Genomic DNA, 26,473 nt, shown 5'->3' with positions numbered 1-26,473 from the left:
AGTGTCAGGAGCCGTATGCCCATCGACGCAAGCCGAGCCCTCGCGGCCGAACCCCGGACCGGCGAGATCTCCTGGACCACCAAGGACGTCCAGCTCTACCACCTCGGCATCGGCGCGGGAACCAACCCCGACAAGGAGGGCCCCGCCACCGACCCCGACGAGCTGCGCTACACCCTGGAGTCCCGGCTGCACGTCCTGCCGAGCTTCGCCACCGTCGCGGGCTCCGGCGCCCCCGGCGTGATCAGCGGGCTGTCCATGCCCGGCGTCGAGGTCGAGCTCGCCAAGGTCCTGCACGGCGGACAGACGCTGGAGATCCACCGCCCCATCCCGGCCGAGGGCACGGCGACCGCGACCAACCGGCTCACCGCCCTCTACGACAAGGGCAAGGCCGCCATCCTGGTCCTGCGCACCGAGGTCGCCGACGCCGACGGCCCGCTGTGGACCAACGACGCCCAGATCTTCGTACGGGGCGAGGGCGGGTGGGGCGGCGACCGGGGCCCCTCCACCCGGCTCGACCCGCCCACCGGTGAGCCCGACAGGACCGTCGAACGCCTCGTCCGCGAGGACCAGGCCCTCCTCTACCGCCTCTCCGGCGACTGGAACCCGCTGCACGCCGACCCCGAGTTCGCCAAGCTCGCCGGCTTCGACAAGCCCATCCTGCACGGGCTGTGCACCTACGGCATCACGCTCAAGGCCGTCGTGGACACGCTGCTCGGCGGCGATGTGAGCCGGGTGCGGTCGTACGCCACCCGGTTCGCGGGCGTCGTCTACCCGGGGGAGACCCTGCGCATCCGCATGTGGCGGCAGGAGGGGAGCGTCCGGGTGGCCGTGAGTGCCGTGGAGCGGGACGACGCGCCGGTCCTCGCGGACACCGTCGTAGAGCACTCCTGAAACCAGTATCGAGGGGAGCCGCACCATGCGCGCAGCCGTACTGCACGAGATCGGCCAGGAAAAGCTGGAGGTCCTCGACGACGTCGAGGCGGTGGGCTTCGGCCCCGGCAGGGTCAGGGTCCGGGTGCGGGCGACCGGGCTGTGCCACTCGGACCTGTCCGCGATGAACGGAGTGCTGCCCCAGCCCGCGCCGTTCGTGCCGGGTCACGAGGGCGCGGGCGAGATCCTCGAAGTGGGGGAAGGTGTACGGCACTTGAAGGCGGGCGACCGGGTCGTCATCTGCTGGCTGCCCGCCTGCGGCGCCTGTCCGGCCTGCAGGCGCGGCCAGACCGAGCTGTGCCTGGCCGGGTTCATGAACGCCGGCACCCCCAACTTCAAGCGCTCCGGCGGTGACGTCTTCGGCTTCGCCGGCACCGGCACCTTCGCCGAGGAGGTCGTGGTCGACGCCGGCTGCGCCGTGCCGATACCGGACGACGTGCCCTTCGACATCGCCGCGCTGATCGGCTGCGGGGTCACCACCGGTCTCGGCGCCGCCCTCAACACCGCCGATGTGGAGGCCGGTTCGTCGGTCGCCGTCATCGGATGCGGAGGTGTCGGGATCTCGGCGGTGCAGGGAGCGCGGCTGAAGGGCGCCGCCGAGATCGTCGCCGTCGACCCGGTCGCCTCCCGGCGCGAGTCCGCCCTCAGGTTCGGCGCCACGAAGGCGGTTGCGCCGGAGGAGCTGGCCGACGCCAAACAGCAGGTCACTGGCGGCGAGGGCTTCGACTACGTCTTCGAGGTCGTCGGAAGGTCGGCCACCGCCCGCACCGCCTACGAGAACACCCGGCGCGGCGGCACCCTAGTCGTCGTCGGCGCCGGCGCCATGGACGACTTCCTGCAGCTGAACATGTTCGAGCTGTTCTTCGACGAGAAGCGCATCCTGCCGTCCATGTACGGCGGCGGCGACGTGCTGCGCTCCTACGAGCGCACGATCGCCCTGTGGCGGGCCGGCCGCGTCGACCTGGCGGGCCTGATCACCCACCGGGTCCAACTGGCCGGGATCAACGAGGCGCTGGACCAGATGCGTACCGGGACCGCCCTGCGTACGTGCATCGAGATCTGAGGACGGGGACCGGCATGGCACTGCCATCGGAGGGGCCTTTGAAGGGGCTGTCCGCCGTCGTCACCGGCGCCGGACGCGGGCTCGGCCGCGCCGAGGCCCTGGAACTCGCGCGGCTCGGCGCGGCCGTCGTCGTCAACGACTACGGGCAGCCCGGCCGGGACGGCTCGGGCGAGGCCTCGGCGGGACCGGCCGAACAGGTCGCCGCCGAGATCCGCGCACAGGGCGGCCGGGCGGTCGCCCATACCGGAGACGTCGCCGACTTCCGACAGGCCGAAGAACTGGTGGAGTTGGCGATCGCCGAGTTCGGCAGGCTCGACATCCTCGTCAACAACGCCGGCATCCTGCGCGACCGCATGGTCTTCTCCATGACCGAGGACGAGTGGGACTCGGTGATCCGCGTCCACCTCAAGGGCCACTTCAACACCACCCACTTCGCCGCCCGGCACTGGCGGGAGCGGTCCAAGGCGGCCGGGGGAGAGAAGGTCTACGGGCGGATCGTCAACACCTCCTCGGAGGCGTTCCTCGCCGGCTCCGCCGGCCAGCCCAACTACGCGGCCGCGAAGGGCGGAATCGTCGGCCTGACCACCTCCACCGCCCTCGCGCTGGCCAGGTACGGCGTCACGGCCAACGCCATCTGCCCGCGCGCCCGGACCCGGATGACCGAGGACGTCTTCGCCGGGTTCGAGCAGCCCGCCGAGGGCCTGGACCCGCTGGCCCCCGAGCATGTCGCCCCGCTCGTCGGCTACCTGGCCGCACCCGCCGCCGCCCAGGTCAACGGCCAGCTGCTCGTCGTGCACGGCGGCATGGTCGCGATCGTCGAACGGCCGCGGGTGCGGGCGAGGTTCGACAGCAAGCAGGAGACGTTCAGCTACGACGAGCTCGACGCGCTGCTCACCCCGCACTACGCGGACCGGCCGCCGGGGGAGACCTTCGCGGCGGCGGAGGTGCTCGGGCTCAAACGCGGGTGACAACGGGTGACAACGGGTGACACCGGGTGAGGAAAGGCGAAGAGGGGGCGCCCGTCGGACGCCCCCTCTTTTCGTTCCCGTCAGGCAGCCGCCTCAGCGGTCTCCTCGGCCGGCTTGCGGTGCCGGCCGTGCGGAGCCGACTCGCTCTCCTGGGCCGCGATCCGGCCCCGGTGCCGGCCGTGGCCGGCAGCCTCCAGAGAGTCGGCAGACAGCTGGTCCGTCGTGCTGGTGTCGCTCATCGGAAGTATTCACCCCGTCAACATGATCTTTCGTACAGCCGGGCGAGTTTAACCGGCGCACCACGGCCCGAATCCAGGCGCACACGCCAACCGGCACTAGTTCGTTACAAGACGCCCCAGAGGCGCCTGCTGCAAGGGCACCGGACGCGCCATCACCGGCCCCGGAGCGCCCGGTTCCGCAGGTTCCGGAGCGCTCGGTTCCGGGGTCTCCGGAGTGTCCTGTCCCGCAGGTTCCGGAGTGCCGGGGGCCGCAGGTTCCGGAGCGCTCCATGCCGCGGGCCCCGGAGCGCCCGGTTCCACAGGCTCCTCAGCGCCCGGTTCCGCAGGTGCCGGAGGATCCGGTTCCGTCGGCTCCGGGGACGCCCCGAGCGCCCCGGAAGCCGTGCCGTCCCGGACCGGACCCTCCGGACCCGCGCCCCCGGATCCCCCCGAACCCCCCATGGCCGCGGCAGTACCGCTCCCCGCGGCCGTCTCCCCCAGGGGCACCGTCAGCTCCGCCACGCCGCACGGAGTCTCCTCCGTGGCGTACGGCAGCCGCAGCACCCCGTCCCGTGTCCACAGCCCGGCCCCGGCCGGCCAGCCCCCGGGCGCCGGGAGATGGGTCACCTCCCGCCGCGCCGGCCGCCAGATGCCGACCCAGCTGTTGCCGAACGGCCCGTCGACGCGCAGCGCCACCGCGCAGTTCTCCGGCATCAGCACCTGCCCCGGCTGGATCGCGAACGGCCGCACCGCGCAGTCCGGCACCCTGAGGCACTCCGGGAAGCGCACCGGCAGCGTGCTGCCGAGCACGCCCCAGCCCAGCCGTTCCCGCCCCGGCGAGGGCGCGTCGGAGGAGATGAGCAGCAGCCCGCTGTCGGGGTCGGCGAGCAGCAGCCGGTCGCTGCTCCCGGCCGCGATCTGCAGCAGCGGCGTGACCTCCGCGCGCTCCAGGTCCACCACGACCGTCTTGACCGGCCCGCCGGCGGGCTCCCGGTCCAGCGCCAGCATCCGCCCGGCGTGGTCCAGCCAGACCCCGCCCGAACAGCGCCCCGGCACCTCGGCGAGCCGCTCGGGCCCGAACGCCCCGCCCGCCACCAGCCATACCGCACTCGACCGCGGCCCGACGGCGAGGGCGTACGCCCGTACGCCTCCCGGAGCGGGCGGCAGCAGCGTGAGCCGGGTGCCGGGCTCGGGGCACTCCACCGCGCCCAGCGGCAGCTCACCGGTGCCGGGGCCGGTCGGGTACAGCAGCGAGAAGGCGTGCCGGTGCTCGACCAGCCGGTGGATCAGCACCCGGCCGTCGGACAGGGGCTGCACCTCGGTGCCGGGCTCCTCCGGCTGGTTGCCGGGCAACGGCACCGCGTACGGCTCCGGGCCGTCCAGGGTCCAGCGCTCCGGGAACCAGCAGTCCCCGGCCGGGGCGAGCCGGGCCGCGTACGCGCCGTCCGCCGTCACGGCGAACGCCGTCCCCGGCGCACCGTCGTGCCCGCCCGTGGAGGGGGGTTCGATCGCACAGGCCGTCATCGTTCGGTCACCTCCGGCGACGAAGCTAGTTTTCGTACGCACAGGCGGGGGACGGGGCGACTCCGGCTTCACACGTACGTGTGGTGCAGAAGCGATTCACCTGAGGAAAGCGGGGCCTTTGTGCTGAGCGGGGCCAGACCGGACGGATGCGGTACGGCCGCCGGGACCAGCCAGGTAGCCTTACCTTCGTGCCCCGTCTGTCTGAAGTCATCGCCGCGCTGGAGAACCTGTGGCCCGCCGAGTGGGCCGAGTCCTGGGACGCGGTCGGCACGGTCGTGGGCGACCCCGACCAGGAGGTCACCCGGGTCCTGTTCGCCGTCGACCCCGTGCAGGAGATCGTCGACGAGGCGGTGAAGCTCGGCGCCGACCTGCTGGTCACCCACCACCCGCTCTATCTGCGCGGGACGACCACCGTCGCGGCCACCCACTTCAGGGGCCGCACCGTGCACACGCTGATCAAGAACGACATCGCGCTGCACGTGGCCCACACCAACGCCGACACGGCGGACCCGGGTGTCTCGGACGCGCTCGCGGGCGCGCTGGACCTGAGGGTCGTACGCCCCCTGGTCCCGGATCCCACCGATCCGGAGGGCCGCCGCGGCCTCGGCCGCGTCTGCGAACTCGACCACCCGCTCACCGTCCGCGAGCTGGCCGCGCGCGCCGCCGAGCGGCTGCCCGCCACCGCGCAGGGCATCCGGGTGGCCGGCGACCCCGAGCGGCTCGTCCGCACGATCGCCGTCAGCGGCGGCTCCGGCGACAGCCTCTTCGACCAGGTCCGCGCGGCCGGTGTCGACGCCTTCCTCACCGCCGACCTGCGCCACCACCCGGCGTCCGAAGCCGTCGCCCACACTCCGCTCGCGCTGCTCGACGCGGCGCACTGGGCCACCGAGTGGCCCTGGTGCGAGCTGGCCGCGAGCCAGCTCGACGAGATCTCCGACCGCCACGGCTGGGACCTGCGCGTCCACGTCTCCAAGACGGTCACCGACCCCTGGACCGCCCACGCGGCGTCCACCACCTCTAGCTGATTCGGGAGCCCCCAACTGAACGCCGCGCCCGCCGACCAGATCCGACTCCTCGACGTCCAGGACCTCGACGTCCGCCTGCAGCAGCTCGCGCACAAGCGGAAGTCGCTGCCCGAGCACGCCGAGATCGACTCGCTGAACAAGGACCTCACCCAGCTGCGGGACCTGCTCGTCGCCGCGCAGACCGAGGAGAGCGACACCGCACGCGAGCAGACCAAGGCCGAGCAGGACGTGGACCAGGTGCGTCAGCGCGCCGCCCGGGACCAGCAGCGCCTGGACTCCGGCGCGGTCACCTCGCCCAAGGACCTGTCCAACCTCCAGCACGAGATCGTCTCCCTCGCCAAGCGCCAGGGCGACCTGGAGGACGTGGTGCTGGAGGTCATGGAGCGCCGCGAGGCCGCGCAGGAGCGGGTGAGCGAACTGACCGAGCGCGTCGCGTCGGTGCAGTCGAAGATCGACGACGCGAGCGCTCGCCGGGACGCCGCGTTCGAGGGGATCGACGGCGAGGTGGCGACGGTGACGAAGGAGCGCGAGGTCATCGCGGCCAGCATCCCCGCCGACCTGCTCAAGCTCTACGAAAAGCTGCGCGGGCAGCAGGGCGGCATCGGCGCGGCCAAGCTGTACGCCCGCACCTGCCAGGGCTGCCGCCAGGAGCTGGCGATCACCGAGCTGAACGAGATCCGCGCGGCGGCTCCGGACACGGTGGTGCGCTGCGAGAACTGCCGCCGCATCCTGGTGCGTACGGCCGAGTCGGGTCTTTAAGAGTCGGTAAGGGGCTTCAGGGGTGCGGGAGTTCATCGTCGAGGCGGACGGCGGGTCGCGGGGCAATCCGGGGCCCGCGGGCTACGGCACGGTGGTGCGTGACGCGGCCACGGGCGAGGAGCTGACCGAGGCTGCGGAATACCTCGGCGTCGCCACGAACAACGTGGCCGAGTACCGCGGCCTCGTGGCCGGCCTCCGCGCCGCCCACGCCCTCGACCCGTCGGCCCGGGTCCACGTCCGCATGGACTCCAAGCTGGTCGTCGAGCAGATGTCGGGCCGCTGGAAGATCAAACACCCCGACATGAAGCCCTTGGCGACGGAGGCGAGGTCGATCTTCCCTCCGGAGCAGGTCACGTACGAGTGGATCCCCCGCGAGCAGAACAAGCACGCGGACCGCCTGGCGAACGAGGCGATGGACGCGGGGGTGAGGGGAGAGCAGTGGTCGCCGTCCCGGTCCACGGCAGCGCTGGACGTCGCGGCACCTCTCGGCGAGCAGCGCACCACTGCCCCCGCCGAGCAGCACGTCTCGACACCGGGTTGGAGCAGCGCACCCGACCTCGGCGCCCCCGCCACCTTCGTGCTGCTCCGGCACGGCGAAACCCCCCTCACCCCTCAGAAACGCTTCTCCGGCAGCGGCGGCACCAACCCCTCCCTCTCCGCCGTCGGCCGCGAACAGGCCCACCGCACGGCCGAGGCACTCGCCAGGCGCGGCACCGTCCAGGCCGTCATCGCCTCCCCCCTCACCCGCACCCGCGAAACCGCAGCCATCGTCGCCACCCGCCTCGGCCTGGACGTGACGATCGAAGAGGGCCTGCGCGAAACGGACTTCGGCGCCTGGGAGGGCCTCACCTTCGGCGAGGTCCGCGAGCACCACCCCGACGACCTGAACGCCTGGCTCGCCGACCCGGAGGCCCACCCCACCGGCGGCGGCGAGAGCTTCGCCGAGACGGCCACCCGGATCGCCGCCACGCGTGACAAGCTGGTCGCCGCCCACGCGGGCCGCACGGTCCTGCTGGTCAGCCATGTGACCCCGATCAAGACCTTCGTCCGCCTCGCCCTCGGCGCCCCGCCCGAGTCCCTGTTCCGCATGGAGCTGTCGGCGGCCTCCCTGTCGGCGGTGGCCTACTACGCGGACGGCAACGCGAGCGTACGGCTGTTCAACGACACGTCCCACCTGCGTCCCTGAGCCCGGCGAGCCCCGCCGCGCCCCGCGCCAGCTCCTCGATCCGCGCCCAGTCCCCGGCGGCCACCGCCTCCGCCGGGATCATCCAACTGCCGCCCACGCAGCCGACGTTGGGCAGGATCAGATACTCCGGCGCGGTCGCCGGCCCGATCCCGCCGGTCGGGCAGAAGCGGGCCTGCGGCAAGGGTCCGGCCAGCGACTTCAGATAGGCCGTACCGCCCGCCGCCTGCGCGGGGAAGAACTTCATCTCCCGCACCCCGCGCTCCAGCAGCGCCACCACCTCCGAGGTGGTCGACACCCCGGGCAGGAACGGCACCCCGGACCCGCACATCGCCGCCAGCAGCGCGTCCGTCCACCCCGGGCTGACCAGGAACCGCGCCCCCGCCGCCACGCACGCGCCGACCTGCTCCGGCGTGATCACCGTGCCCGCGCCGACGACGGCCCCGGGCACCTCCGCGGCGATCGCCCGGATCGCGTCCAGCGCCCCCGGCGTCCTGAGCGTCACCTCGATCGCCGGCAGCCCGCCCGCCACCAGCGCCCGCGCCAGCGGTACGGCGTCGGCGACGTCGGAGACGACCACGACGGGCACGACGGGCGCGAGATCCAGCACGGAGGCAGCCGAAGAGGAGGGCAGCGGTGACGTCATGCCCTCATCGTGCCCAGCGGCTGCAGCACACGCAATGACCGTTGCGCATACTGCAATGCCTCGAAGGCTCGGTCAGTGAATCTCCTCCACCAGCACGTCCAGCGACCACGCCTTGCCCGCCCTGCCCGGCGCCTCCCCCTCGACGACGTACCCGAGCTCCCGCAGCACATCCACCAGCTCGGCGGGGTTCCCGGGCGCGGCACCGGCCGTCAGCAGACTCCATACCATCCGGCCCTTGGTCGCCTTGTTGAAGTGGCTGACCACCTTCCGGGTGGGCGCGTGCAGCACCCGTACGGTCGCCGTGCGCCCCGCGAGCTCCCCCTTCGGCCTCCAGGCCGCCGCGTACGCCGAGGAGCGAAGATCCAGCACCAGGCCGTCCCCGGCCGTCTCCGGCAGCACCTCGGCCATCGGTGCCCGCCAGTGCCCGGCCAGCGCGCCGAGCCCCGGCAGCTTCACGCCCATCGAGCAGCGGTAGGAGGGGATCGGGTCCGTCACCCGCACCGCGCCCCACAGCCCGGAGAAGACCAGCAGCGAGTCGGCCGCGCGCTTCCGTGCCGCCGGGCCCAGGGTGGCCAGGCCGAGGGCGTCGTAGAGGACACCGGTGTAGATCTCCCCGGCGGGGCGGACGCCGGCCGTTCGCAGCCCGGTGTTCTTCGCGACCTCGCCGCGCAGCCCCTCGCTCAGCCCGAGCACCTCGCGCGCCTTCTCCCCGTCACCGGTGCACAGCTCGACCAGCTCGGTGAGCACGGCCTCCCGCGCGGCGGTCAGCCCCCGCAGGGACAGCGACTCCAGGTTCAGCGGGGCGCCCTCGCCCGAGCTCGCCTTGCCTTCCGAGGGCGGCAGCAGGACCAGCAACACGTACTCCTCACGTAGACCTCCGCGACAGCGTACGGCGTGCCGCCCCCGCGGCCCCGACCTACGCTCGCTGTATGCCCCGCCGCAAGATCCGCGTGACCGGCGCCCCCGAGGCCCCGCTGCGGGCCGCCCTCGCCGCGCTGCGTGCCGAGCTCGGGCTGCCGCAGGACTTCCCGCCCGAGGTCCGGGCCGAGGCCGAGCGCGCGGCGAAAGCGCCCGCCCTGCCGTCGTACGACGCCACGGACATCCCCTTCTTCACCCTCGACCCGCCCGCCCGTCGCCCGCCACCACCCTTCCGACCCGCCGCTTGGCGACCGCCTCTCGAGCCCACCGGCCTCGACCGGGCGGCGCACCTCTCCCGGCAGGGCACCGGCTACCGGGTCCGGTACGCCATCGCCGACGTCGCCGCCTTCGTCGTACCCGGCGGGGCGCTGGACGCGGAGGCGAACCGGCGGGTGAACACCCTGTACTTCCCCGACGGGAGGATCCCGCTGCACCCCACCGTGCTCGGCGAGGGCGCGGCAAGCCTGCTGCCGGACCAGGTCCGCCCGGCCGTGCTGTGGACGATCGACCTGGACGCGGAGGGCCGGACCATCGCCGTCGACGTGTGCCGCGCCCTGGTCCGCAGCCGCGCCGGACTCGACTGCGCTCGCGTGCAGAAGGAGATCGACGCCCGGACCGCCGAGGAGCCGGTCGCGCTGCTCAAGGAGATCGGCGAGGCCCGGGAACGGCAGGAGACCGAACGCGGCGGCATCTCCCTGAACGTGCCCGAGCAGGAGATCACCGAACAGGACCACACCTACGTCCTCGGCTACCGGGCCCCGCTGCCCGCCGAGGGTTGGAACGCGCAGCTCTCCCTGCTCACCGGGATGGCCGCCGCCGACCTGATGCTCGCGTACGGCACCGGCGTCCTGCGCACCCTGCCGGCCGCCCCGGACGGCGCCGTATCCCGCCTCCGCCGTACCGCGACCGCGCTGCACATCGACTGGCCGCACCATGTGTCGTACGCCGCGCTGATCCGGACCCTGGACCCGCACGACGCCCATCACGCGGCCTTCCTCCAGGAGTGCACGACCCTGCTGCGCGGCGCCGGCTACACCGTCTTCCGGGACGGCGTCCTCCCCGCGATCACGTCCCACGCCGCCGTCGCCGCCCCGTACGCCCACTGCACCGCCCCGCTGCGGCGCCTCGCCGACCGCTACGCCACGGAGCTCTGCCTCGCCGCCGTCGCCGGCCAGGCCCCGCCCGACTGGGTGCTCGCCGCGCTCGACGCGCTGCCCCGGCGGATGGCCGACGGCTCCCGGATCGCCGGCACCGTCGAGCGCGAGTGCGTGGACATCGTCGAGGCGGCCCTGCTCAGGGATCGGGTCGGTGACGTCTTCGCCGGCTGTGTGGTGGACGTCGACGAGCACCGGCCGACCGTCGGCACCGTCCAGGTGGACTCCCCGGCGGTCACCGGCCGCATCGAGGGCGACCGGCTGCCGCTGGGCGAACACCTGCGGGTCCGGCTGGTCCAGGCCGACCCGGGCACGGCGAAGATCCTCTTCACCGCGGCATGAACGCCTTGACGAGCGTGCCGGGGTCCTCCGCGTCTCCCGGCGCACGGCGCTGATCGCGTCCAGGGTTATCCGCAGTCCGCATGGACGCCGTACCGCCGCAGCGCCTCCGGTGCCGGTGCAGGGGGGCGGACCACGCGGGCCGCGTACCGCATGCTCTGCGTCGGCGCGTCGGCGCGTCGGCGCGTCGGCGCGTCGGCTGTTGGCGGGCGATCCGGTGCGTGAGGTCGCCGCCTGACCGACCGCGCAGCTGTTCACGGAGCCGGCCGACGTGCTGGCGGCAGCCATCCACGCCACCTGGGCCTTCGCCCACGGCACGGTCATCCTGGGGATCCACGGCCGGATTCCCGCGGACGCCGCCCTGGACGCGGCATGGAATCGGGGCCCGAGGGCGTTGCACTCTTGGCCGGAAGGGGTGATGGGGGATGGCGGAACAAGCGCTGTGGACGCGCGCCCGGCTGGGCCACGGCGGGCCTCCGCTGGACCTGCTGACGGCGAACTTCCGCCGGCACACCTACGCCCCGCACGCCCACGACGAGTACACGATCGGCGTCTGCGTCGGCGGCAGCGAGGTGATCGACTACCGGGGCGGCCACATCCGCACCGGCCCCGGCACGATCGTCGTCCTCGACCCGGGCGAGATGCACACCGGCGGCCCCGGCAACGCCACCGACGGCTACGCCTACCGCGCCCTGTACGCCGAGCCGTCCCTCCTGGCCGACGGCACCCTCGGTGGCCTCCCGCACTTCCGCGAACCCCTCCTGGACGACCCCGAACTGGCCAGGGCCCTGCGCCGCGCCCACGCGGAACTCGCCGCCTGCCCGGACCCGCTGCAGGCCGAGTCCGTCCTGCCCTGGCTGCTGACGGCCCTGGCCCGCCGCCACTCCACGGCCAGAGCCACCTGCGACGAGATCCCCGGCGCAGGCGCGATCGCCCTGACGGTCCGCGACCGCCTCGCCGACGACCTCACGGCGCCCCCACCGCTGGCCGACCTCGCGGCCGAGCTGGGCCTGTCCCGCTACCAGCTCCTCCGCGCCTTCCGTACGACCATGGGCATACCCCCGTACGCCTGGCTCGCCCAGCACCGGGTGAGCAGGGCGCGAGGACTGCTGGAGACCGGCCTGCGCCCGGCCGAGGTGGCAGGCCTGGTGGGCTTCGCCGACCAGGCCCACCTGACCCGCTGGTTCCGCAGGGTGCTCGGGGTGACGCCGGCGGCGTACCGCAACAGCGTTCAAGACGCCCGGTGAGACGCCGGCCGAAACTCGCGGTATGACTGCACGTGGCTGGTTCCTGTTCTCCCTCATGGGAGTGATCTGGGGTATCCCCTATCTCATGATCAAGGTGGCGGTGACCGAGGTGTCCCCGCCGGTGCTGGTGTTCACGCGCTGCGCACTCGGCGCGGCCCTCCTGCTCCCCTTCGCCGTACGGCAAGGCGGCCTGCTCACGACCGTACGCACCCACTGGCGCCCCATGCTGGCCTTCGCGTGCCTGGAGATCATGATCCCCTGGTTCACCCTCACCGACGCCGAACGGCACCTGTCCAGCTCGACGTCGGGCCTGCTGATCGCGGGGGTGCCGATCGTGGGCCTGATCGCGGCCCGTCTCCTGGGCGACACGGAACACCTGGGAGCCCGCCGGCTGTCCGGCCTCGCCCTCGGCCTGGCCGGCGTGACCGTCCTGACCCTGCCCCACCTGACCGGCGGCGACGGCCGCTCCCTCGCGGAGGTCCTGGTGACGGTCGTGGGCTACGCGACCGCTCCCTTGATAGCGGCGCGCCGCATGAAGGACGTCCCGTCACTCCACCTGACCTCGGCCTGCCTGACCCTGGCAGCGCTGGTCTACGCCCCGCTGGCGACAGCGACGCGCCCGTCCTCCGTCCCGTCCTCCTCCGCCCTGCTGGCCCTGGCCGGCCTGGGCGTGCTCTGCACGGCGGTGGCCTTCGTGGCGTTCCTGGAGCTGATCAAGGAGGCGGGCCCGACGCGGGCGACGGTGATCACGTACGTCAACCCGGCGGTGGCGGTGGCGGCGGGCGCGGTCTTCCTGAACGAGCCGCTGACTCCCACGATCCTGGTGGCCTTCGCGCTGATCCTGACCGGCTCGGTCCTGGCGACGGCGGCTGCGGGTCCGCGCCGCTCCCGGCGCCCGGTACCATGGTCGACACGGCAGACGAGCCGGGCGGACGGCCGCGTGGAGTCCCCCTAGGGGGCTTCCCGAGGAACGTCCGGGCTCCACAGGGCAGGGTGGTGGCTAACGGCCACCCGGGGTGACCCGCGGGACAGTGCCACAGAAAGCAGACCGCCCGGGGCTCAGGCCCCTGGTAAGGGTGAAACGGTGGTGTAAGAGACCACCAGTGCCCAGGGTGACCTGGGCAGCTAGGTAAACCCCACCCGGAGCAAGGTCAAAAGGAAACACTCCGGTGTTTCTGCGCGGACGCTCGAGGGCTGCCCGCCCGAGTCCGCGGGTAGACCGCACGAGGCCGGTGGCAACACCGGCCCTAGATGGATGGCCGTCGCCCCGACGCCCGCGAGGGCACCGGGGAACAGAACCCGGCGTACAGCCCGACTCGTCTGCCATTAGGGCCCTGACCAGGGGAAACGCCCTGGCCGGGGCCCTGATGCGTACGGCTGGGGTTCTCGCTTGTATCTGCGGTTTCCTGGTGTTCCCGGGGTGTGGTGGACGCGATGTGCACCGCGGCCGGGGTTTAATCTGCGGCCCTTTCTTGAGCCTCTCTGGGGCGTCGTCAGGGAAGGACATGCGTATGTCCAATCCCTGTTTTTCGAAGTAGCCGTCCCCGTCACCTTGTTGATTGTGGCGACCCTTAACGAGAAAAGATTCGAGTACTTCGACTCTAAACGACGCGAGGATGCGACTGCTGATACTCGGCCGACTCGGGGTCGCGCCGTCGCAGTACGGCCTCGCCTTCGCCGCGCCCTCGATCGGCGGGCCGCTCGAATCCCAGCTGGCCCGACCGCTCGTCCGTCGTAGCTGGAGTAGGGGGACGCCTCGCCGCGTTCCAGAATTCCGAGGCGGTGGCGGATGCCGAAGCGGAAGAGTACGCAGAACTCGATGCGGAGAGTATGGCCATGGCAGAGGACGTGGTGTTCGAGGCGAGTAACATCCGAGAATGAGAACCGGACTTCCGCATGGGCTATTGTGACGCCGTGGATGACGACTGGTTCGAAGTTGAAGACGATGAATTGGACGGCCGGCAGAGGGCCTTCGTGGGCCATGTGAGGTCGCACGCTCGAAATTGGCCGGAATGCCTGCCTCGGGACACGACGGTGCTGGTTTACGAGCCGGGGGAGGAGCTGTACGGCGATGAAGCCGAAGAAGACAAAGGCGAACTGCGCCTGATCGTCGACGTCAGCGATCTTTTCGAGAAGCGTGTCATTCTGACCCTCGGGGCCTTTCTGGTCGAAGACGAACTCCTGTGCAGCGCTGTGCACAACCAGAGCTACTGGCCCGAGGAGAACCCGTCGGTGACAACGGTGAAGTCCTCCGGTGACCCGGAGGAGCTGGGGGCGATCGCCGCGGCCTGGTTCGAGGAAGTCCTGCGCCGACCGGCGATCGGGCGGCTCGGCGGGCGGAGTGGATGGTCCTTCGTCCCGCCGGGAAGCCCGCTTCCGAAGGGGTACCGCTGGATGCGCGGCGGGCCCTTGCCGCGGGCGTAGCCGTCCATCGAGTGTCGCGCGGCGACGGTGAGCGCGGCCGGCCCCGCGCACACGGTGGCTGCCGCCGCCAGCATGGGCGGGCCGGCGAGCCCGCCCAGACAGCCGAACGCGTGTTGTGCATCGTGGTCCGTCACCGGGGCTGGACCGAGCGCTCGACAGCCCCCGGTGTACAGCCCGACTCGTCTGCCGGCCCGCCGCTCAGAGACTTCCGGGCTTCTTGCGCGCCGTCCTCGTCATCCAGGACCGGCAGGACCAGCGGGCGAGCCCGCCGACGACCATGGCGGCGAGGACGGCTCCCCAGTCGATGATGTGCGGCAGTCCGGGCCAGAAGGCGAAGAAGGCGAGCGTGACGAAGAGCCCCACGAGGAACGCGACGACCCCGGCTCCCCGCCGCCGCGCTTCCCGGGCCTGTTCCGCCTTGTCACTCTCTTGCTGCTCGACCATGAAGGGCTCACTTCGTGATGTGGTGGCACTGGGTCACGCGGCGCACTCCGTTTACATAGAGCTGGGCGCACGCCTTTCCATAACGAGGCAGCGTCTGAGGAGAGTTGTTCCGCATCGGATCGATCTTGCACTCGGTGTGCGTCCTCCCTCGGGACGTGCGGTAGGTCCGGTTGTTGGTGTCGGCGTAGCTGAAGTCGATGCGCCAGTTGCAGAACCCACTGCTGAGCGCCGCGACGAACGCGCAGTCGACGCCGGCGTTCTGGTAGGTGATCCGCCTGCCGCTGCCACGGATGATGTGCGTGAACATGCATCCCGTCGGGATCTTCATGGTCATGCCGCCAACGCTGTACTCAAAGGTGCGTACGGGAGTTGTGCCGATCGCTGTGGCATGCGCGCCGGCGGGGGCGGCGAGGGCGAGGACTCCCGTCGCGGTCAGAGTGGTGGCGAGGCGAGTGAAGTGGCGCAGGCGCAAGGCGGTCCCTCCCGGTGGTCTCCTGATGAGTACCTGGGACAACCGGATCTTGTGACAGGTGGTTGCAGGATTCCCTTCGCTTCACTGCTATCGAGTGATCAAGACACAAGCCGACTGACGTGCCGCACCTTCCGGATGGGGACCGGAGTGCGCGGCTAGGGCCGGCGTGGTGCTCGGGGTTCGGGTGTCTGTCGGGGTTCCGGGCTTGTCGGTGGTTTCAGCGGTCGCTCCCGTACCGCCTCCAGATGCTCCTCGAGCACCTCCCGTGCCTGAGGCGTCAGCGTCCGAAGTGCCACCAGCGCGGTGATCGCCACGTCGCACAGTTCCGCCTGGACGTCCTCCCACGTGTGGGTGACGCCCTTGCGGGGGTTCTGGCCGGTGGCCCCGATCACCGCCTCCGCGACTTCGCCGACCTCTTCCGACAGCTTCAGAATGCGCAGGAGCAGACCCTCCTGACCTGCGTGCCTGCGAGTGGCCTCCAGACGGGACCAGAGTTCGTCGATGGTCGGCCAGAGGGCCGTGGCGGTGGTGCCGGTGGTGTCCTGATCGGTCATGCCGGGCAGCTTCCCATGGCTCCGGCACCGCGCCGTACCGGCCGTCGGCTGCCGGCTGCCGGCGGTCTGCTACTCCTCGAACAGCACCTCCTGCTCCCCCTCCGTCTTCGTCCGCACCCGCTGGTTCCGCGCCCCGATCACCAGTGCCGTCGCCGCAGCCGTGACGCCCAGGGCCACCGGCACCATCCAGCCCCGGTCGAAGACATGGCCGAGGGCGTGGTCGAGGGAGAGGCGGCCGGGGCCCGTCACCGCGAGGCCCGCCGCCGCGAGGCCGAGGCTCGCCGCGTGCTCGTAGCCGCCCTCCTGGGCGAAGAAGCCGTTGGGCATGTGGACCATCGCCGCCCCGGCCATCGCTCCGGCCGCCGCCGCGCCCGCCGCCGGGGTCGCGAGGCCCAGGGCGAGGAGGGTGCCGCCGCCGGCCTCCGCCAAGCCGGTCGCGGTCGCGCTCGCCTTCCCGGGCGCGTAGCCGACGGACTCCATGAACTGGCCCGTGCCCTCCAGGCCGTGTCCGCCGAACCAGCCGAACAGCTTCTGCGCGCCGTGCGCGGCCAGCACGCCGCCGGTTCCCAGCCGGAGCAGCAACAGGCCCAGGTCACGTCGGTCGAAACAGCTCACGGTGACTCCCAAACGGAGAGGCGGAGAGACGCAGAGACGCAGAGACGGAGAGGCTCGTGTTTCCACCGTCGCAGGTTTCACGCCGACGGGCCCGCTGTGGACGGCGTTCGGGTGGCGGGTCCGGGGCAGTGGTGTGAGCCTTGCGCCATGACGATTCAGCCAGCCAAACTCAGCGATCCCGCCGTCCGGGCCTTCGTCAACGCCGTCAACTCCCACGACAGGGAGGGCTTCATGGCGCTGCTCGCCCCCGGCGCCACCATGGCCGACGACGGCTCCGACCGTGACCTCGCCGAGTGGATCGACCGGGAGATCTTCTCCTCCAACGGCCACCTGGAGGTCGACAACGAGTCCGACGGCGGCCGGGCCCTGATCGCCCGCTATCGCAACGACGCCTGGGGCGAGATGCGCACCAAGTGGACCTTCATCGTCGAGGACGACGGGCGGATCTCGCGGTTCGAGACCGGGCAGGCGTAAAAGGCTCCTGGGGCTTGCCTTCGCGTGCGCTTCAACTCCTAGCGTCCCTGGGCATGACGACGAAGCGAACTCTGGGACGCAGTGGGATCGAAGTCAGCCCGCTCGGCTTCGGCTGCTGGGCCATCGGCGGGGAGTGGCAGTCCGCCGACGGACAGCCGCTCGGCTGGGGGAAGGTGGACGACGAGGAGACCGTGCGGGCGGTACGCCGTGCGCTCGACCTCGGTGTCACCTTCTTCGACACCGCCGACGTCTACGGCACCGGACACAGCGAGACCGTCCTCGGCCGCGCCCTGGGCAAGCGGCGCGACGACGTCGTGCTCGCCACCAAGTGGGGCAACGTCTTCGATCCGGACACCCGCACCCTCACCGGCGGCGACGACACCACGGAGTACGCCCGGCGCGCCCTCACCGCCTCCCTGCGCCGCCTCGGCACCGACCACATCGATCTGTACCAGTTCCACCTGTCCGACGCCGATCCGGCGCGCGGCGCCGAACTGCGGGACCTGTGCGAGGAGTTGGTCGGGGAAGGGCTGATCCGCGCCTATGCCTGGAGCACCGACGACCCCGACCGCGCCGCCGTCTTCGCCGAGGGACCGCACTGCACGGCCGTACAGCATGCCCTCAACGTCCTCCAGGACGCGCCGCAACTCCTCGAAATGTGCGAGCGGATGGGGCTTGCGAGCATCAACCGCAGTCCGCTGGCCATGGGGCTGCTGGCCGGGCGGCGGAGCGGGCCGCTGGAGGCGGGGGACATCCGGAGCCGGCCGCCGGCCTGGATGCAGGGGTACGACGGCGACGGGGCCGACGACGACTGGGTGGCTCGTGTCGACGCCCTGCGGGACGTTCTCACCAGCGGCGGCCGTACCGTCGCCCAAGGTGCCCTGGCCTGGATCTGGGCCCGCAGTCCGCGCACCGTGCCCATCCCCGGCTTCCGGTCGGTCGCGCAGGCCGAGCAGAACGCGGGGGCCATCGAGAAGGGGCCGCTCACCGCCGGGCAACTGGCCGAGATCGACCGGGTCCTGGGCAGGTGAGCGGCTCCGCCTCGGCTGGCTTCAGCAGCCGTAGCCGCTGTGCTGCCGCTGCTCGGTCAGGGTGAGCGTCCCGGCCTCGATGGTGGCCAGGCGCGGGGCGCGGCGGGCGATGGAGGAGTCGTGGGTGACCAGGACGAAGGTCAGGCCGTGCTCCCGCCACAGGCCCTCCAGCAGGGCCATGATGTCGTCGCGGGTGCCCTCGTCGAGGTTGCCGGTGGGTTCGTCGGCCAGCAGCACCTTGGGGTTCTTCACCAGCGCGCGGGCGATCGCGACGCTCCCCCAGTGCCTTAAGGGCCTGGGGGCACCCCCAGCTGCTGCCCGCCGGACATCTCCGAGGGGACGTGGGTCAGGCGTTCGCCGAGGCCGACCGAGCGCAGGGTCTTCGCCGCCCGCTCGCGGCGCTCGGCGGGCTTGACGCCGAGCGGGACCAGGGCCGTCTCGACGTTCTCCTGGGCGGTGAGCGTCGGGATGAGGTTGAAGGACTGGAAGATGATGCCGATCTTCTCGGCGCGCAGCCGGGTCAGCCGGGCCTCGCCGGTGGTCGCCAGGTCGACGCCGTCCAGTTCCACGCTGCCGGAGGACGGGCGGTCCAGGCCGCCGATCATCTGCAGCAGGGTGGACTTGCCGCCGCCCGTCGGGCCCTGGATGACCAGTTGGTCGCCGTCGGCGATGGTGAGGTCGATGCCGCGCAGCGCGTCCACCGTCTCCTTGCCCCGTGTGTAGCGCTTGGTGACGACGGTGAGTCTGTACATGGGTGCTCCAAGGTGAGGAAGGCAGGGGTGGGGAGTCATGCGACGCTGCGCAGGCCGACGGCGAGCGCGATGGTCGTCGGGGAGACGGGCGCGGAAAGCGCGATCTCCAGGGTGTTCTTCGCCGACTGCTGCCCGGGACCGCCGCCGGGGCCGCCGCCCATGGCGCCGCCCGTGCTGCCGAGCTGCGCGGTGAGCTTCGGGCTGACCGCCGTGACCGTGCAGGCGGCCGCGAGACCGAGGGCGATGCCGAGGCCGCCGCCGATCAGGCCGTTGACGACGGACTCGCCGACCACCTGCCGGGTCACCCTGCGGCTGGGCCAGCCGAGCGCCTTCAGCGTGCCGAACTCGCGCACCCGCCGGGAGACGGCGGCGGAGGTGAGCAGCGCGGCCACCAGGAACGCGGCGGCGAGCACGGCGACGGACAGCCACGTGCCGACGCCGGTGGCGAGGTCGGAGGCGGTGGACAGGGAGCCGGAGACCGTGGCGGCGAGGTCGGAGGAGGTGGTGACCGTCGTACCGGAGACGTTCGCCTGGATGCGCTTCTTCACCGCCGCGATCTGCTTCGAGTCGGCCGCCTCGACGTAGATCGTGGTGACCTCGTCCTCGGCGTCGCCGAGCGACTGGGCCTGCTTCAGCGGCAGATAGACGTCGGTGGTGGACTCGCCGCTGTCGGGCGTCGCGATGCCGGTGACGGCGTACGTGGTGCCGGAGATCTTGAAGGTCGAGCCGACCTTGTACTTCTTCTCCTTGGCGTACGACTTGGCGACCACCGCGACCTTCGCGTCCGTCTGCGCCGGGGTGAAGGTCCTCCCGGAGGTGATCTTCATCGTGGCCAGCGGGCCGAGGTCCTGTTTCGTGACGTCGACGCCGGCGACGGAGTAGCTGTTGACGTTGAAGCTGGCGCCGCCGCCCTGCACCTGCGGCTGGCCACCGCCGCCTGCACCGGGCCCGCCCTGCTGCCCGCCGCTGCCGGACGACTGGGCCTTGCCCTGGGTGAAGGAGCCGTCGACCTTGGTGACGTTCAGGGACAGGGCCCCGACCGCCGAGGCGACGCCCTGCTGCGCGGCGACCCGCTGGACCAGTGAGGACTTCAGGGCCTGACCACCCTGGGTCATCACCCGGTCCGAGCTCTGGCTGGTCTTGCTGCTCGACTTCGCGTCGAACTGGAACCGCGGCCCCTGCGAGCTGCCCGCCGTGGGCGCAGACCGGGCCTTGGTGACGGTCATGTCGGTGCCGAGGCCGTAGAGCGATTTCAGGACCTTGTCCTGCGCCTGCGTCATGCCGGCCGACACCGAGTTGACGGTGATGACCAGCGCGATACCGAGCGCCAGACCCATCGCGACGACCAGAGCGGTCTTCTTGCGGCGGCTCAGCTCGCGCTTGAGATAGATGCCAAACATCCCGTTCCTCGAAGCTTCTTGGCGCCCGCTGTGGGCGCGGCCACAAGCTAGGGAGGAACCTTTGAGCCACCCTGGGCGAGGGGCGTGCAAGGGCTGAGAAAACCGAGTAACTCATCGGATTTTCATAACGTGGCAAATTCCACGGCCGTGACGGGCCCGCGCTGCCGAATCCGCTGCTGGGCGCGGTGTACCGTCCCCGAGTGCGCGAATGTTCCCGGCTCAGCCGACGTGCCGTCCTCGGACTGACGGCCGCCGCCCTTCCCCTGTCCGCGACCACTCCGGCGTCCGCCGCGACCGTGATCGGCGGCGAGCAACTGGCCCGTAGGGGCGTCCAGGTACGCGGAGCCTCCGGACTGCCCGAGAAGCTCTCCGCCCTCTCCTGGTTGATCGCCGACTGCGCGAGCGGCGAGGTTCTCGCCTCGTTCAACGCGCACCGGCGGCTCCCGCCCGCGTCCACGCTGAAGATGCTGTTCGCGGACACCGTGCTGAAGAAGTTCGACCGCACCGAGCGGTACACGGTGCGGGACTCCGACCTGGCCGACGTCCCGGCCGGCTCCAGCCTGGTCGGCATCAAGCCCGGCATCACCTACAGCGTCGAGCAGTTGTGGCAGGGCGTGTTCCTGCGCTCCGGCAACGACGCCGTGCACGTGCTCGCCCACATGAACGGCGGCATCGCCAGGACGGTCGCCGAGATGCAGGCCAAGGCGGAGGACCTGCAGGCCCTGGACACCCATGTGGTCAGCCCCGACGGCTTCGACCACCCGGGCCAGATCTCCTCGGCGTACGACCTCACGCTGTTCGCCCGTCACGGCCTGAAGGACGCCGACTTCCGCGGCTACTGCGGCACGCGGACCGCGGACTTCCCGGCGGGCGGCAAGAAGACCTTCCAGATCCAGAACACCGACCGCCTGCTGACCGGGGCGTGGGGACTGAGGACGTACGACGGCCTGATCGGCGTCAAGAACGGTTACACCAGCCACGCCGGCAACACCTTCACCGGTGCGGCCACCCGGGGCGGCCGCACCCTGCTGGTGACGGTCATGCACCCCGCCGAGGGCAGCAACGCCGTCTACGAGCAGACCGCCGCGCTGCTCGACTGGGGTTTCGGCCGGGGGCGTTCGGCGCGGGCCGTGGGCACGCTGGTCGATCCGCTCAGCGAGGGCGGGGCGAAGGCGAGTGCGGCGCCCGCGCGGAACGCGGCACGGGCGGCGGCCGGCGTGTCCTCCTCGGGCTCCGGCGGCCCGTCCGCCGGACGGCTGGTGGAGGGCGCGGCCGGTACGGCGCTGCTGCTGGCGGCGGCCGGGGCAATGGTGGTCAAGCGGCGGCGCAGGGCGGTCGCGGCGGCCGGGGTGTCCGAGGAGGCCGAGACGCCCAAGGGGCCTGAGCGGTCCAAGGGGGCCGAGAGGTCCGACGGGGCCGCGGACGCCACGGAGCCCGGGGGCCGGCACCGGCGCTGAACAGTGCGGCGGCCGTTCCACCGGCCGGCGTGTACCTCGCGTCCCGTCGCGAGGTCCACCCCCAACTCCGGCCCGGTGGAACGGCCGCCGCATCCCCCCTCGGTGATGGCTGCGGAATCCACGTGCTCCAACTGTGAAGCTCTCGTGAAGGAAAGTTGAGCATATAGGCTCGACATGCCGCAATACCGCGGATGTTCGAATTCCGCTTGCGGCGGTGGGTTCAGCCCCGCCCGATGTACGGCATCGCCGTCGCCAGCACCGTCGCGAACTGCACGTTCGCCTCCAGCGGCAGCTCGGCCATGTGCCGCACGGTTCGCGCCACGTCGGCCACGTCCATCACCGGCTCCGGGACCATCTCGCCGTTCGCCTGCAGCGCGCCGGTCTGCATCCGGGCCGTCATGTCGGTCGCCGCGTTGCCGATGTCGATCTGCCCGACGGCGATGCGGTACGGCCGCCCGTCCAGCGACAGGGACTTGGTGAGGCCGGTCAGCGCGTGCTTGGTCGCCGTGTAGGCGACGGAGAGCGGACGGGGTGTATGGGCGGAAATGGACCCGTTGTTGATGATCCGGCCGCCCTGCGGATCCTGCTCCTTCATCCGCCGGTACGCCGCCTGGGCGCACAGGAACGCGCCGTTGAGGTTGGTGTCCACCACGTGCCGCCAGGCGTCGTACGACAGCTCCTCCACCGGCACCCCGCCGGGCCCGAAGGTCCCCGCGTTGTTGAACAGCAGGTCCACCCGCCCGAACCGGTCCACCGTGGCCGTGAACAGCGCCTCCACGTCCTCGGGCCGGGAGACGTCGGTGCGTACGGCGACGGAGGCGCCCTCCGGCATCAGCGCCGCGGTCTCCGTCAGCGTCTCGGTGCGCCGGCCGGCCAGCGCCACCGACCATCCGGCCCGCAGCAGCTCCACGGCGACGGCCCGCCCGATGCCGGACCCGGCGCCGGTCACCACCGCGATCTTCGATTCCCTGTCAGTCATGGCACCGCAGCGTAGGCGGCAAGTCCGCCATGCGGAATGCCGTGTCCGCCATACGGTTACCGCGGAATGGCGGCCACCTCACGACGGCGACCGGGTGCCCACCGCCGAGGACGACATCCACCGCGCGACGGCGGCCGGATCCGCATCGAAACCCACCGCGGGTCGTCGCGAGTGCCCTTCGGGGCCACCGGATCACGCGGTCGCCGGGACTGTCTCCTTGGACCGCCGGGGCACGCGGGCGCCGCGAGTGCCCTCCCGGGAGGGTGCGTCACGCGGGTACCGTGACCGCGTCGCCCGGGTAGTGCACCCCGATCCGTTCCCGCACCGCGTCCAGCGTGCGCATCACCGCCAGTGAGCCCTCCAGCGGTACCAGGGGCGACTCCTTCTCGCCCGCCCGCAGTGCCCGCATGACCTCGATCGCCTCGTGACGCAGGGTGGTGCGCGGTCCGTCGGCCGGGTCGGCGGCGAACTCCTCGGGATCACGGCCGTCGCGGCGCAGCACGAACCGCTCCGGGTGGAAGAAGCCGGACGGCACGTCGATCCGGCCGTGCGAACCGGTCACCGAGGCCGTGCCGCCCGTACCGCCGACGATCGAGCAGTGCAGCGCGGCCATCGCTCCGCTCTCCCAGGACAGCACCGCACCCGTCTGCAGGTCGACGCCCTCCGGCGACAGCAGCGCGCTGCCCGTGACCGCGTCCGGCTCGCCCAGCAGCAGCTGCGCGAACGACACCGGGTACACGCCCAGGTCCAGCAGCGCCCCGCCGCCGAGGGCCGGGTCCCGCAGCCGGTGGGCGGGCGGGAAAGGACCGGCCAGCCCGAAGTCTGCCTGTACGGTGCGCACTTCGCCGATCGCCCCGTCGTCCACCAGCGCCTTCAGCCGCCGGATGAGCGGGTTGCAGTACATCCACATCGCCTCCATCAGGAAGCGGTCGTGTTCCCGCGCCAGCGCGACGAGTTCCTCCGTCTCACGCAGGTTCAGCGTGAACGGCTTCTCGCACAGCACGTTCCGCCCCGCTTCCAGACACAGCCCGGCCGCCGCGCGGTGCGCCGAGTGCGGAGTGGCGACGTACACGACATCGATGGCCGGGTCCGCCGCCAGCGACTCCCAGTCGCCGTACGCCCGCGCCGCCCCGAACCGCTCGGCGAACGCCTCCGCCGACTGCGGCCGCCGCGAGGCCACCGCCGCGATCTCCGCGTCCGGCAGATCGACCAGGTCCGCCGCGAACGCCGCCGCGATCCCGCCCGTCGCGAGAATCCCCCAGCGCACCTTCTGCTCCACCATCGCCCCACCCATCGGTCATGTGTGCCCCGGCAGTGTGTACGAGCTGAGAGCATAGGTGCCGGTCGTTTTCGGCAGGCGGCCGTTTCACCAAGGCGGCCGTTTCACCAAGGCGGCCGTTTCACCAAGGGGAGGGGACAGATGCCCGAGCGCGCGGCGGCACCGACACCGGACACCCACCGGTCGCCCACCCCGGCCCGGACGTCCGCGACCACCCGCCGCACCGGCCTGCTCGTCACCCTCGTCCTCGGCGGCCTCACCGCGACACCCCCGCTCGCGATGGACATGTACCTCCCGTCCCTGCCGGAGGTCACCGGATCCCTGCACGCGCCCGCCGCCACCGTCCAGCTCACCCTCACCGCCTGCCTGCTGGGCATGGCCCTCGGGCAACTGGTCGTCGGCCCTATGAGCGACCGCTGGGGCCGCCGCCGTCCGCTGCTCGCCGGACTCGCCGTCTACCTCCTCGCCACCGCCCTGTGCGCCCTCGCGCCGAATGTCGGGACGCTGGTCGCCTTCCGCCTCGCCCAGGGCCTCGCGGGCGCCGCCGGGATCGTCATCGCGCGGGCCGTCGTACGCGACCTGTACGACGGCGTGGCCATGGCCCGCTTCTTCTCCACCCTGATGCTGGTCTCCGGGGCCGCTCCGATCGTGGCGCCGCTGATCGGCGGGCAGATCCTGCGGGTGACGGACTGGCGGGGCGTGTTCGTCGTCCTCACGGCCGTCGGCGTGCTGCTGGCCGCGCTCGTCTGGCTGCGGCTGCCCGAGACCCTGCCGCCGGCGGAACGGCACGACGGGGGAGTCGGGGCGGCCCTGCGTGCGATGCGCGGCCTGCTCGCCGACCTGCCCTTCACGGGATACATGCTGGCCGGCGGTTTCGCCTTCGCCGCGCTGTTCGCGTACATATCCGCCTCCCCCTTCGTCGTCCAGGAGATCTACGGCGCCTCCCCGCAGACCTTCGGCCTGCTGTTCGGCCTCAACTCGGTCGGCCTGGTGGTCGCCGGACAGGTCAACGGCAGGCTGCTGGTCGGCCGGGTCGCCCTGGAGAAGGTGCTGGCCTGCGGTCTCACGGTGATCGTGCTCGCCGCGGCCGCCCTGCTGCTGATGTCCGCCGGCGCCCTCGGCGAGGTCGGTCTGCCGCCGATCGCAGCCGCGCTGTTCGTCCTCATGTCCGCCATGGGCATCACGCTCCCCAACGCCCAGTCCCTCGCCCTGCTGCGCACCCGGCACGCCGCCGGCTCCGCCTCCGCCCTGCTCGGCACCTCCTCCTTCCTCGTCGGAGCGGTGGCCTCACCGCTCGTCGGCGTCGCCGGAGAGCACACCGCCGTACCCATGGCGGTGGTCCAACTGGTGGGAGCACTGGTCGCGGCGGCCTGCTTCATGGGAATGTGCCGTCCCTGGAACACGTGTGGGAACACTCGTGCGGGGTCGGAGGGAGACGAGAACTGAGCGCACCGAGACTGCGCGTCGACACACCGGAACGGGCCGGGCTCGACCCTGCCGAACTCGCGCACCTGGTCGGCGAGGTGCACGCCCTCACCGCCGGAGACCGCCCCTGGGCGGCCGGCGCCGTCGTGCTGGCCGGACGCGGACCCGTGATCGCCGTGGAAGAGGCCACGGGCTGGGCCGTCCGCTACTCCGGCTACGACCCCGAGACCGACAACGGTGTCGAACTGCCGCCCCCAGCACGGGTCCTGGCCACCGTCGACACCCCCTTCGACCTGGCCTCCCTCACCAAGCTGTTCACCTCCGTCGCCGCCGTGCAGCAGATCGAGCGCGGCACCCTCGGCATGAACGCCCGGGTCGGCGACTACCTGCCCGACTTCCATGCCGCGGCCGCCCACGGCATCACCGTGCGGCAGCTGCTCACCCACACCTCCGGGCTGCGCCCGGAGCTGCCGCTGTACGACTGCCCGGACGACGCCACCCGGCTCGCCCTGCTGCGCGCCGAGGCCCCGGCCGGCGAGCCCGGCCGGCACCTGTACTCCGACCTGAACATGCTGCTGCTCCAGTCCGTGCTGGAGCGCATCACCGGCCGTGGCCTCGACGTCCTCGTCCAGGACGGCATCACCCGCCCGCTCGGCATGACGGCGACCGGCTTCGGGCCGTGCCCCGGCGCGGCCGCCACCGAGGACCAGCGGCGGCCCTGGGCCAAGGCGGACCGCGGGATGCTGCGGGGAGTGGTCCACGACGAGAACGCCTGGGCGCTGGGCGGGGTCGCCGGACATGCCGGGCTCTTCTCCACCGCCCGCGACCTGGCCGTCTTCTGCCGCGCCCTGCTCGCCGGCGGCTCCTACGGCCCCGCGCGCATCCTCGGCCCCGACTTCGTCGAGCTGCTGCTCACCCCGCCGGGGCTGGGCTTCGCCGTCGACCAGCCGTCGTTCATGGGCGAACTCGCGGGCCGCGGGGCGGCGGGGCACACGGGCTTCACGGGTACCTCGCTCGTCCTCGACCCGAGGACGGACACGTTCCTGATCCTGCTGGCCAACACGGTGCATCCGCGGCGCAGGCCCGCGGACAGCGGGCCGAGGGCGAGACTGGCGACCCGTCTGGCGAGGGCGGTGATCTGAGTCCGGCCTTCCAGCCGGCGGTTTCGGGTCGGCGGGTGGGGAAACGGGGGT

The 26,473-nt window shown here is 72.1% G+C and carries 25 protein-coding genes, 1 other RNA gene and 2 pseudogenes; 16 read left to right on the top strand and 12 right to left on the bottom strand.

Annotated elements, in window-relative coordinates:
* Positions 1 to 15 precede the first annotated feature (15 nt).
* The 3 genes from chsH3 to LMU33_RS12300 are packed head-to-tail and all read left to right on the top strand — an operon-like array spanning position 16 to position 2,961.
* Entirely contained in the window at positions 16 to 891 is an 876-nt protein-coding gene (gene chsH3, locus LMU33_RS12310) for an enoyl-CoA hydratase ChsH3 (protein WP_228620006.1), read from the top strand.
* Positions 892 to 916: 25 nt separating this feature from the next.
* Positions 917 to 1,993 (top strand): Zn-dependent alcohol dehydrogenase, encoded by a 1,077-nt coding sequence (locus LMU33_RS12305; protein ID WP_228620004.1) that lies wholly within the window; start codon positions 917 to 919, stop codon positions 1,991 to 1,993.
* A gap of 14 nt (positions 1,994 to 2,007) precedes the next feature.
* A complete protein-coding gene (locus tag LMU33_RS12300; RefSeq protein WP_228620003.1) occupies positions 2,008 to 2,961 on the top strand; it encodes a 3-oxoacyl-ACP reductase in 954 nt (317 codons plus the stop codon).
* Between the two features lie 80 nt (positions 2,962 to 3,041).
* On the opposite strand, the gene LMU33_RS12295 is transcribed toward LMU33_RS12300, so the two are convergent.
* Together LMU33_RS12295 and LMU33_RS12290 are read right to left on the bottom strand one after the other, a co-directional pair.
* Positions 3,042 to 3,200, bottom strand: coding sequence for a hypothetical protein (locus LMU33_RS12295; protein WP_228620001.1), 159 nt, complete (start codon positions 3,198 to 3,200; stop codon positions 3,042 to 3,044).
* Positions 3,201 to 3,296: 96 nt separating this feature from the next.
* A complete protein-coding gene (locus LMU33_RS12290) occupies positions 3,297 to 4,703 on the bottom strand; it encodes a hypothetical protein (RefSeq protein ID WP_228619999.1) in 1,407 nt (468 codons plus the stop codon).
* Positions 4,704 to 4,891: 188 nt separating this feature from the next.
* Here LMU33_RS12290 and LMU33_RS12285 point away from each other — a divergent pair, with 188 nt between their 5' ends.
* The 3 genes from LMU33_RS12285 to LMU33_RS12275 are packed head-to-tail and all read left to right on the top strand — an operon-like array spanning position 4,892 to position 7,673.
* Positions 4,892 to 5,728 (top strand): Nif3-like dinuclear metal center hexameric protein, encoded by an 837-nt coding sequence (locus LMU33_RS12285; RefSeq protein ID WP_228619998.1) that lies wholly within the window; start codon positions 4,892 to 4,894, stop codon positions 5,726 to 5,728.
* A 15-nt stretch (positions 5,729 to 5,743) separates the two neighbouring features.
* The gene (locus tag LMU33_RS41645) at positions 5,744 to 6,487 is read left to right on the top strand and encodes a zinc ribbon domain-containing protein (protein WP_308280774.1); all 744 of its coding nucleotides are present in this window, start codon (positions 5,744 to 5,746) and stop codon (positions 6,485 to 6,487) included.
* Between the two features lie 22 nt (positions 6,488 to 6,509).
* Entirely contained in the window at positions 6,510 to 7,673 is a 1,164-nt protein-coding gene (locus LMU33_RS12275; protein WP_228619994.1) for a bifunctional RNase H/acid phosphatase, read from the top strand.
* Here the strand turns inward: LMU33_RS12275 and eda are convergent.
* Both eda and yaaA read right to left on the bottom strand, forming a co-directional pair.
* Positions 7,645 to 8,316 carry a bifunctional 4-hydroxy-2-oxoglutarate aldolase/2-dehydro-3-deoxy-phosphogluconate aldolase gene (eda, locus tag LMU33_RS12270; protein ID WP_228619993.1) on the bottom strand — a complete coding sequence of 224 codons (672 nt, stop codon included), beginning with the start codon at positions 8,314 to 8,316 and terminating at the stop codon, positions 7,645 to 7,647. The genes LMU33_RS12275 and eda overlap by 29 nt on opposite strands.
* 72 nt (positions 8,317 to 8,388) lie before the next feature.
* Positions 8,389 to 9,171, bottom strand: coding sequence for a peroxide stress protein YaaA (gene yaaA / locus LMU33_RS12265; protein ID WP_228620485.1), 783 nt, complete (start codon positions 9,169 to 9,171; stop codon positions 8,389 to 8,391).
* Positions 9,172 to 9,245: 74 nt separating this feature from the next.
* On the opposite strand from yaaA, the gene LMU33_RS12260 reads away from it, so the two are divergent.
* From LMU33_RS12260 to LMU33_RS12235, 5 genes and pseudogenes are all read left to right on the top strand, one after another.
* Complete coding sequence (locus tag LMU33_RS12260) at positions 9,246 to 10,730, top strand: RNB domain-containing ribonuclease (protein ID WP_228619991.1); 1,485 nt, start codon at positions 9,246 to 9,248, stop codon at positions 10,728 to 10,730.
* Between the two features lie 422 nt (positions 10,731 to 11,152).
* Positions 11,153 to 11,974 carry an AraC family transcriptional regulator gene (locus tag LMU33_RS12255; RefSeq protein ID WP_228619989.1) on the top strand — a complete coding sequence of 274 codons (822 nt, stop codon included), beginning with the start codon at positions 11,153 to 11,155 and terminating at the stop codon, positions 11,972 to 11,974.
* A gap of 22 nt (positions 11,975 to 11,996) precedes the next feature.
* Positions 11,997 to 12,776: pseudogene (locus LMU33_RS41950) on the top strand (DMT family transporter); the annotation flags it as partial.
* A gap of 118 nt (positions 12,777 to 12,894) precedes the next feature.
* Positions 12,895 to 13,297, top strand: an RNA gene (rnpB, locus tag LMU33_RS12245) — RNase P RNA component class A.
* A 591-nt stretch (positions 13,298 to 13,888) separates the two neighbouring features.
* Positions 13,889 to 14,398, top strand: coding sequence for a hypothetical protein (locus tag LMU33_RS12235; RefSeq protein WP_228619986.1), 510 nt, complete (start codon positions 13,889 to 13,891; stop codon positions 14,396 to 14,398).
* 198 nt (positions 14,399 to 14,596) lie between these two features.
* Here LMU33_RS12235 and LMU33_RS12230 read toward each other — a convergent pair whose 3' ends face one another.
* From LMU33_RS12230 to LMU33_RS12215, 4 genes are all read right to left on the bottom strand, one after another.
* Positions 14,597 to 14,842 carry a hypothetical protein gene (locus LMU33_RS12230; RefSeq protein WP_228619984.1) on the bottom strand — a complete coding sequence of 82 codons (246 nt, stop codon included), beginning with the start codon at positions 14,840 to 14,842 and terminating at the stop codon, positions 14,597 to 14,599.
* Positions 14,843 to 14,849: 7 nt separating this feature from the next.
* Positions 14,850 to 15,278, bottom strand: a complete 429-nt coding sequence (locus LMU33_RS12225) for a hypothetical protein (RefSeq protein ID WP_372477954.1) — start codon at positions 15,276 to 15,278, stop codon at positions 14,850 to 14,852.
* A 191-nt stretch (positions 15,279 to 15,469) separates the two neighbouring features.
* The gene (locus tag LMU33_RS12220; protein ID WP_228619981.1) at positions 15,470 to 15,868 is read right to left on the bottom strand and encodes a MazG-like family protein; all 399 of its coding nucleotides are present in this window, start codon (positions 15,866 to 15,868) and stop codon (positions 15,470 to 15,472) included.
* Between the two features lie 69 nt (positions 15,869 to 15,937).
* Positions 15,938 to 16,483, bottom strand: a complete 546-nt coding sequence (locus LMU33_RS12215) for a DoxX family membrane protein (protein ID WP_228619980.1) — start codon at positions 16,481 to 16,483, stop codon at positions 15,938 to 15,940.
* Between the two features lie 147 nt (positions 16,484 to 16,630).
* Here LMU33_RS12215 and LMU33_RS12210 point away from each other — a divergent pair, with 147 nt between their 5' ends.
* Positions 16,631 to 16,957 carry a nuclear transport factor 2-like protein gene (locus tag LMU33_RS12210; protein ID WP_228619978.1) on the top strand — a complete coding sequence of 109 codons (327 nt, stop codon included), beginning with the start codon at positions 16,631 to 16,633 and terminating at the stop codon, positions 16,955 to 16,957.
* A 53-nt stretch (positions 16,958 to 17,010) separates the two neighbouring features.
* Positions 17,011 to 17,988 carry an aldo/keto reductase gene (locus LMU33_RS12205; RefSeq protein WP_228619977.1) on the top strand — a complete coding sequence of 326 codons (978 nt, stop codon included), beginning with the start codon at positions 17,011 to 17,013 and terminating at the stop codon, positions 17,986 to 17,988.
* 21 nt (positions 17,989 to 18,009) lie between these two features.
* Here the strand turns inward: LMU33_RS12205 and LMU33_RS12200 are convergent.
* Both LMU33_RS12200 and LMU33_RS12195 read right to left on the bottom strand, forming a co-directional pair.
* Positions 18,010 to 18,740 (bottom strand): annotated as a pseudogene (locus LMU33_RS12200) (ABC transporter ATP-binding protein).
* 35 nt (positions 18,741 to 18,775) lie between these two features.
* Entirely contained in the window at positions 18,776 to 20,140 is a 1,365-nt protein-coding gene (locus LMU33_RS12195; protein ID WP_228619975.1) for an ABC transporter permease, read from the bottom strand.
* Positions 20,141 to 20,340: 200 nt separating this feature from the next.
* Here LMU33_RS12195 and LMU33_RS12190 point away from each other — a divergent pair, with 200 nt between their 5' ends.
* The gene (locus LMU33_RS12190; RefSeq protein ID WP_228619973.1) at positions 20,341 to 21,597 is read left to right on the top strand and encodes a D-alanyl-D-alanine carboxypeptidase family protein; all 1,257 of its coding nucleotides are present in this window, start codon (positions 20,341 to 20,343) and stop codon (positions 21,595 to 21,597) included.
* A 220-nt stretch (positions 21,598 to 21,817) separates the two neighbouring features.
* Here LMU33_RS12190 and LMU33_RS12185 read toward each other — a convergent pair whose 3' ends face one another.
* Together LMU33_RS12185 and LMU33_RS12180 are read right to left on the bottom strand one after the other, a co-directional pair.
* On the bottom strand, positions 21,818 to 22,576 hold the full coding sequence (locus LMU33_RS12185) for an SDR family oxidoreductase (RefSeq protein ID WP_228619972.1): 759 nt from the start codon (positions 22,574 to 22,576) through the stop codon (positions 21,818 to 21,820).
* Positions 22,577 to 22,844: 268 nt separating this feature from the next.
* Positions 22,845 to 23,858 (bottom strand): Gfo/Idh/MocA family protein, encoded by a 1,014-nt coding sequence (locus tag LMU33_RS12180; RefSeq protein WP_372477953.1) that lies wholly within the window; start codon positions 23,856 to 23,858, stop codon positions 22,845 to 22,847.
* 138 nt (positions 23,859 to 23,996) lie between these two features.
* Here LMU33_RS12180 and LMU33_RS12175 point away from each other — a divergent pair, with 138 nt between their 5' ends.
* On the top strand, positions 23,997 to 25,301 hold the full coding sequence (locus LMU33_RS12175) for a multidrug effflux MFS transporter (protein ID WP_228619969.1): 1,305 nt from the start codon (positions 23,997 to 23,999) through the stop codon (positions 25,299 to 25,301).
* Positions 25,259 to 26,422, top strand: a complete 1,164-nt coding sequence (locus LMU33_RS12170) for a serine hydrolase domain-containing protein (protein ID WP_372477931.1) — start codon at positions 25,259 to 25,261, stop codon at positions 26,420 to 26,422. The genes LMU33_RS12175 and LMU33_RS12170 overlap by 43 nt, the downstream gene beginning before the upstream one ends.
* Positions 26,423 to 26,473: the final 51 nt, after the last annotated feature.

The organism is Streptomyces barringtoniae (genome assembly GCF_020819595.1).
Classification (GTDB): Bacteria; Actinomycetota; Actinomycetes; order Streptomycetales; family Streptomycetaceae; genus Streptomyces; species Streptomyces barringtoniae.
The sequence above is the reverse complement of the archived record's forward strand: the minus strand, read 5'-3'. Positions and strand labels throughout refer to the sequence as shown.